We start from the raw sequence: 7,018 nt of genomic DNA on the forward strand, positions 1-7,018 counted from the left end.
ATCGGTCGGCTGCGGCGCACGCCCGTACCAACGCGCGCCGCGACTTCTGACAGGATGCCGACGCAACCATCAACTAGGCAATATGTCTGGTGAAGTTGACCCGTATGGGTTGTAGAGGTGTCGCCGGTACGGAGAGACTTCCGGCATGGCCTTGAAGAGAAGCCTGGTCCCGCAGTCGGTGTACCGGCGACAGCTCGCGGCACGGCTGAAGGAACTGCGTGATGCGACCGGGCTCACCCTCATCGAGGTCGCCGACCAACTGGAGGTCAACCAGGGGTCGCTAAGCCGCATCGAGAACGGCGAACGCGGCACGACGCCGGTCCTCGTCCGGGCACTGCTGGACCTGTACGGCGTCAAAGACGAGGACCGGCGCGCTGACGTGCTCGACCTCGTGCGAGCGGACAAGGAGCAACAGAAGCCCTGGTGGCGGAAGTACTCGACAGTGCTCACCCCGACCCGCTACGACGGGTACCTCGCGCTGGAGGCCGGCGCGACGCACCTCGCCAGCTACCAGCCAATGCTCGTGCCGGGACTGCTCCAGACCGAGGACTACGCGCGTGCCGTGATCTCCCAGATGAGGAAGGACCTGTCCCCGCCGCAGGTCGAGTCCTTGGTCAGGGTCCGCATGGAGCGGCAGAACAGCCGCCTGGGCGGTGAGGCCCCCGCCAGGCTCTGGGCGATCCTCGACGAAGCCGTGCTGCGCAGGACGGTCGGCTCCGCCGAAGTGATGCGCGACCAAGTGCGGAAGCTGGTGGAGGCGAGCGAGCGGTCGAACGTCACCGTGCAGCTGCTGCCGTTCTCGCTCGGCGCGCATCCGGGGCTGTACGGCCCATTCGTCATCCTGACGTTCCCGCACCCCACGCCGGACCTGGTGTGGCTGGAGAATCCCAAGAACTCCGTGTATCTCGAGTCCCCGGAGGACGTGGACAACTACACGGATATCTTCGATCAGTTGAGGTACAGCGCCCTCGACCCATCGGAGACCCGCACCCGCATCGCACGCATCAGCAAGGAGCTCGAAGAGTGAGCACGCCCCGCATGGCCGCCCCGCACGACGTCACCGCAGCCCGGCACGACGTCGACCTCGCACGCGCGCGTTGGCGGAAGAGTTCGTACAGCGGGGGTGCGAACGACTGCTTGGAAGTCGCTGTCCTGGGCAAACACGCCGCAGTGCGCGACTCAAAGGACATCAGCCGTGGACCGTTGCTCTTCCCGAGGACGGCGATGCGCGCGCTGGTTGGCGGAATCGCCAGCGGAGCAATCGGTGAGCACCTGGGCTGAGCAGAGAGCTGGGGCGTAGAGGAGAGAGACGTGTCGCCGTCGTAGGCGTAGGCGTCTCGGGTCTCACGACCGGCGTGGCGCTGACTGAGGCCGCGCTGCGAAACGTCCGACATGGCCGGTCTCGCGCACCCGCGAAGCCGGTCATCTCCCGTACGCGCGCTTCCAGCGCGCTCGGTGCCGGGAGTCTCCCTGGCCGCGGCCGTTCACCTCACTCAGGGAGAGCAGGGAGGCTCCGTTGTTCCACAGGGCGAGGTGGTCGCGGTGCACCGCGAGGATGCCGTGCTGCACGGCGAACCGCTCGGAGGGGCGGCTGAAGCGCGTGGTCGTCACGAACACCGCCAGGTCGGCCCCGAAGTGCACCTTGGCACCCAGCAGATCGCGTAGCTCGCGACTCGCGATCGTGCTGCTCGGCGCGTAGCGCTTGCACTGGATCACCATGCTCCGGCCGTCCGGAAGGCGGCCGACGACGTCGGCGCCGTTGTCGTTCGCACCGCCCACCCGCCGCACCTGCGTGCAGCCGTCCCGTCGGCACAGGCTTGCGACCAGGTCCTCGAACTCGGTGCCGGTCATCGCGTCCACCTCGGCGAGCGTCCGGTGACCGGCCTTCACCGCCTCTTCCTGCCGCCAGAGACGGTCCCGCCCGCGCACGAGCCGGTCCGTACGCCACAGCCACCAGGCCGCCGCTCCGGCGCCGCCGAGGACCAGTGCGCCCGTGATGTACGGCCACACGGCCGACCAGAACACCACCAGCAGGACCAGCACCAGACCACCGCCGGCCGCCACCGCCTTCAGCCGCGCCGCCCGCCGCCTGCGAGCAGCCGCACCCCGTCTACGCCCAGCCACGCTCGAAACTCCTCCTCCACAGGTCCGTGTACGGCAGTCTGATCAGCCCGAGGCAGCGCGAGAAGGGCGCGAGTTGGCCATGTCCGGATCCTGAAGGTCTCGCCGATTGCCGGTCGACGTCAGCTTGGTCGGCACCGAAGCCGATGACTCGCATCGACCCCATCCTTGGCATCATCACCATGGCTCGTTGCCGGCACTGAAACGGAGACGCTCGTGGGGGACAGATGGCGGCTGTTGCTGGGGGAGCGGCAGGTCATGTTCGGCAAGAACAAGTTTCCGTCGCGGCTCATGGCCATCTTCCAAGAAGAAGACAAGTACATGCAGGACGACTGGGCTCAAGCCGTCGACCAGCTCAACAGCGTTCCCTTGGGCGAAGAGATCCCGCCAGAGCTTCAGGAACTTGCAACGCTCATCGAGTTGGACGATGACGTCGACACGTTTGACCGTTTTGGCTACCGCACCACAGTCGCAACCGTCCTTGCCCGACTGAAGCTCATGGGCTTCACGCCCGAGGCCAGCAGGCGCTCGATGGCAGAGATCCGCAGATCGAACCTCAAAGAGAACGGGGAAGCAGAAGAGATCCTCCTTGTATTTGGGAACCAGATCACCGAGCAAACACCTCATCAGATGTCTCCCGAGCAGGTCGTCGATAACGGACTCAAAGCCCATATCAAGGCTTGCACCCGCTACGGATTCAACGACAAGCATCTCGACCTGGTGGAGCTGAACTGCCTAGAGGCGTTGGCATACCATTTTGACGACGACTCGGATGATCCGAGGTTCCTCCTTGCAGCCATCCTGCATGGCCAGGATCCGCAGAACACAGTGACGATGGACCTGTCGGACCTTCTGGCGGCCGACTATTGCAACAGCTCTGAAGACCTGTCTGCCCAGGCCATCCGAGAGTTGAGCTCACTCACAGCGAACACAGGCCCCATCATCGTGATCACCGAAGGCAAGTTTGACGCCCAGGTCATACCTCGGGCGCTCAGACTCGTCCGTCCCGAAATCGCCGGATACTTCAAATTCTGGGACATCGAAACGATGAAGGCCGCTGGTGGCGTCGATCAGGTCGTCAAAAACATGAGAAGTTTCGCGGCGGCCGGCGTCATGAACCGGGTGATCGGGATCTTGGACGACGACACGGCAGGTCGGCAAGCTGAAAAGCTGCTTGCCAGCACTCCTCTGCCTGAACATTACGCAGTCTGCAGGCTGCCCGACCTCGACTATGCACATGCCTATCCGACCGAAGGCCCCTCAGGGGCTTCCGTCGACGACGTGGCAGGTCGTGCATGTTCCGTGGAGTTCTACTTCGGACAGAATTGCCTTCTTGGAACAGACGGGAAGCTGGTCCCGGTCCGATGGAGGGGCCGCAACGATGCGATGAACGATCGCCAAGGGGAGCTCGTCAACAAACCCCACGTCCAGAGGCGCATCAAGGAGATGCTCCGATCCGCCGAAGCTGGGGAGGACCCCCTTGGGAGTGACTGGGACCCGATGCGACGCCTTGCTGAGAGGCTCGTGAACCTGGCAGTGCCTGACCCCGAATGACCACCCGAGGCGGTGAGCGGGCACGGCTGACTGCGACCGAGGACGCAGGCCGGGCCTCTCCGTCTCCGACGAGCCCGAGCGCTGATCTCAGAAACCACAGGACGGAACGGTGGTCGGTCACCGAGGATGTCTCGCTGTGATGCAGACCCTCTCGAGTCCCACTCTGGCCGTCCTGATCAAGATCGCTGTCACGCGAACGGCGAAGGAGATCCACACGAGCTTGCTCGCCGCCAACCTGGACCGGTTCATCACCGAGGCATCCTCCAAAGAGAGGCTCGTCCAGACGGTCTTGATGGACGCCCGGCGAGCGGCGCAGAAGGGCGACAAGGACGCCCACCGCGGCCTGCTTGCGTTCGCCAAGGAGCAGACGAGCGGCTTCCGGCACCCCGACGAACTGGGTCCAGAGACTTTGCTGTTCCAGCTCAAGGACGCCCTTCTTGCAGACGGCTACGACCTCCAGTGGGACGACCCGAACATCCAGAAGGAGGCCGACCTCGACAGCTGGATCGAAATCCGCAAGGGGCCCGTCGTCTATCACATCCGTCCGACTGAAGCGCCGGGCGTCGAGATGGCCAAGGAGATCAGCGGTCTGGAGGCGCAACTCGGCGCCGCCGGCTTTGAGGTCGCCCTCAACCACTACAAGCAGGCTGTCGACAACCTCAACCATCACAACTACGAGGCCAGCAACGGCGCCCTCCGCCCGATGCTCGAAGACGTGACCTTTCGAGTCGCGCAGAAGTACGGCTACACGGGCACCTCGGGCGGCAACGCCATCAACTTCATGGTCGACCAGAAGAAGGTCGTACCCGCAAAGTGGGGCCGACTCCTGCAGGGGGCCTGGGACATCTCGCACCCCGATGGGCCCCACCCTGGCCGATCCAACGCAGACGAGGCGCGCTTCAGGATGCTGATCATCACCAGCATCGTCCGAAGGCTGCTTCAGCACGCTGGACTCTGATCCGACTGTCAATCTGTTGAAGCAGCCCCGGCCGACTGCGTCGCCGATGGCTGAGACGCGATAAAGAGCTATGCCCGGCCTATAGCTTCGCCTGCAGACGGTCAGTGGTCAGTTCCAAACAGCGCCCACAAGCCGGCGGACAACCGCACGCTGTGGGAGGAGATCGTCGGCGAACGGACGCCTCTTCCCCCAGCCTCGGCCGAGAGGACGACCACGTGATCACCTTCGCCGAGCAGCAGATCGACCGCACCTGCCGGGCAGGAGAAGAAGCCTGGTTCGTCAGCGACGCCCGGCCCATCCGCGACCACGGCCGGCCGACTGGTGGCATCACCGTTCCCGCGCACGCCCGTGCGGGGGCTCTGGTGGTCCGATGCGGATCACGCCAGTCGAGCGGGCCGCCGCCTCCGCCGCGCTGGGATGCCCGATGTGGGAGCTGGGGCCGTGTGCGGCCAGCTGATGCGCAGGTACGGGCGGTACGCGGCGATGTACTGCCGCGTGTGCCGGGCGGTCCTCAACGGGCCGTAACCGGGAACTGCAACCAAAACTGCAACCACGGCACGACGAAGGCTCCGACCGAGATCCGGTCGGAGCCTTCGTTTGCCCTGGTGGGCGGGTGCGGAGGATACGAGATTCGAACTCGTGAGGGGTTGCCCCCAACACGCTTTCCAAGCGTGCGCCCTAGGCCTCTAGGCGAATCCTCCGCCGGAAACATTACATGACCGAGAGGAGTGCTCGCGAACTCGTTCGCGGCCCCCGACATCAGGTAACCTGTGCGGAGCCCCTCACGCGGCGCTATCTGACTGAACTCCCCCAGGGCCGGAAGGCAGCAAGGGTAGGTTGGCTCTGGCGGGTGCGTGGGGGGCGTTTGCGTGCGCGGTCCGCTTTGTCAGTGGGCGCCTATAACCTCGTAGGCGTGTCGTCTCTCGCGCTGTACCGCCGCTATCGCCCGGAGTCGTTCGCCGAGGTCATCGGGCAGGAGCATGTCACTGACCCGCTGCAGCAGGCGCTGCGGAACAACCGGGTCAATCACGCGTACCTGTTCAGCGGTCCGCGCGGTTGTGGCAAGACGACCAGCGCCCGCATCCTCGCCCGCTGCCTGAACTGCGAGCAAGGTCCCACGCCGACTCCGTGCGGCGAGTGCGAGTCCTGCAAGGACCTCGCGCGCAACGGGCCCGGTTCCATCGATGTCATCGAGATCGACGCGGCCTCTCACGGTGGTGTGGACGACGCCCGTGACCTGCGGGAAAAGGCCTTCTTCGGGCCCGCCCGCAGCCGCTACAAGATCTACATCATCGACGAGGCCCACATGGTCACGTCGGCCGGCTTCAACGCGCTGCTGAAGGTCGTCGAGGAGCCGCCGGAGCATCTCAAGTTCATCTTCGCCACGACCGAGCCCGAGAAGGTCATCGGGACCATCCGGTCCCGGACCCACCACTACCCCTTCCGGCTCGTGCCCCCGGGCACCCTGCGGGACTACCTCGGCGAGGTGTGCCAGAAGGAGGACATCCCCGTCGAGGAGGGTGTGCTGCCGCTCGTCGTGCGGTCCGGTGCCGGGTCCGTGCGTGACTCCATGTCCGTCATGGACCAGCTCCTCGCCGGCGCGGCCGAGGACGGTGTGACGTATGCCATGGCGACCTCGCTGCTCGGGTACACCGACGGGTCTCTGCTCGACTCCGTCGTGGAGGCCTTCGCCACCGGTGACGGATCCGCCGCCTTCGAGGTCGTCGACCGTGTCATCGAAGGTGGCAACGACCCCCGGCGGTTCGTGGCCGACCTGCTGGAGCGACTGCGCGACCTGGTGATCATCGCCGCCGTCCCGGACGCGGTGGAGAAAGGACTCATCGACGCCCCGGCCGACGTGCTGGAACGGATGCAGGCCCAGGCCGGCGTCTTCGGCGCCGCCGAGCTCAGCCGCGCCGCCGACCTGGTCAACGAGGGTCTCACCGAGATGCGGGGAGCCAACTCGCCCCGCCTCCAGCTCGAGCTGATCTGCGCGCGCGTGCTGCTGCCCGCCACCTACGGCGACGAACGGTCCGTCATGGCCCGCCTCGACCGCCTGGAGCGCGGCGTGAACTTCTCGGCGGGCGGCGCGATGCCCGCCATGGGGTACGTCCCCGGCCCCGAGGCGCACGGAGGAGCGGCGGCGCAGGGCGGAGCGGGGGCGCAGGGCGGAGCGGCGGCGCAGGGTGGTCCCGCGCCGCACGGCGGTGGTCCGGCGCAGGGGGGTGCGCCTGCCGCCGCCGCGCCCATCCCGCCGGGGGGCGGTGCGGCCGCCGCCCGGGCCGCGGTGCGTGCTTCGGGACCGGCCTCGGCCGGCACGCCGGGGGCGCCCGGAACACCGGCCCAGCCTTCGGCTCCCACCCCCACCCACACGCCCGCCCCCGC

At 66.5% G+C, this 7,018-nt stretch carries 6 protein-coding genes, 1 tRNA gene and 1 other RNA gene; 6 read left to right on the forward strand and 2 right to left on the reverse strand.

Going from position 1 to position 7,018, the window contains the following annotated elements; translation table 11 throughout:
• Nucleotides 1-145: 145 nt before the first annotated feature.
• Entirely contained in the window at nucleotides 146-1,027 is an 882-nt protein-coding gene (locus IG99_RS38385) for a helix-turn-helix domain-containing protein (protein WP_037682622.1), read from the forward strand.
• Nucleotides 1,024-1,281 (forward strand): DUF397 domain-containing protein, encoded by a 258-nt coding sequence (locus tag IG99_RS38390; RefSeq protein WP_037682625.1) that lies wholly within the window; start codon nucleotides 1,024-1,026, stop codon nucleotides 1,279-1,281. The genes IG99_RS38385 and IG99_RS38390 overlap by 4 nt, the downstream gene beginning before the upstream one ends.
• A gap of 141 nt (nucleotides 1,282-1,422) precedes the next feature.
• Here IG99_RS38390 and IG99_RS38395 read toward each other — a convergent pair whose 3' ends face one another.
• Nucleotides 1,423-2,124, reverse strand: coding sequence for a restriction endonuclease (locus IG99_RS38395; protein ID WP_234312104.1), 702 nt, complete (start codon nucleotides 2,122-2,124; stop codon nucleotides 1,423-1,425).
• A gap of 255 nt (nucleotides 2,125-2,379) precedes the next feature.
• Here IG99_RS38395 and IG99_RS38400 point away from each other — a divergent pair, with 255 nt between their 5' ends.
• Together IG99_RS38400 and IG99_RS38405 are read left to right on the forward strand one after the other, a co-directional pair.
• Nucleotides 2,380-3,675 carry a HEPN/Toprim-associated domain-containing protein gene (locus IG99_RS38400; protein WP_234312105.1) on the forward strand — a complete coding sequence of 432 codons (1,296 nt, stop codon included), beginning with the start codon at nucleotides 2,380-2,382 and terminating at the stop codon, nucleotides 3,673-3,675.
• 136 nt (nucleotides 3,676-3,811) lie between these two features.
• Entirely contained in the window at nucleotides 3,812-4,633 is an 822-nt protein-coding gene (locus tag IG99_RS38405; RefSeq protein ID WP_158973327.1) for a hypothetical protein, read from the forward strand.
• Between the two features lie 616 nt (nucleotides 4,634-5,249).
• On the opposite strand, the gene IG99_RS38410 is transcribed toward IG99_RS38405, so the two are convergent.
• Nucleotides 5,250-5,334: transfer RNA gene (locus IG99_RS38410), tRNA-Ser, on the reverse strand.
• A 73-nt stretch (nucleotides 5,335-5,407) separates the two neighbouring features.
• Between IG99_RS38410 and ffs the strand changes: the two genes are divergently transcribed.
• Together ffs and IG99_RS38415 are read left to right on the forward strand one after the other, a co-directional pair.
• An RNA gene (gene ffs / locus IG99_RS44885) (signal recognition particle sRNA small type) lies at nucleotides 5,408-5,502 on the forward strand.
• 44 nt (nucleotides 5,503-5,546) lie between these two features.
• On the forward strand, nucleotides 5,547-7,018 hold a 1,472-nt coding region (locus tag IG99_RS38415; RefSeq protein WP_037682629.1), incomplete at its 3' end, for a DNA polymerase III subunit gamma and tau.

This window comes from Streptomyces griseus subsp. griseus (assembly GCF_000720255.1).
GTDB lineage: Bacteria > Actinomycetota > Actinomycetes > Streptomycetales > Streptomycetaceae > Streptomyces > Streptomyces griseus_I.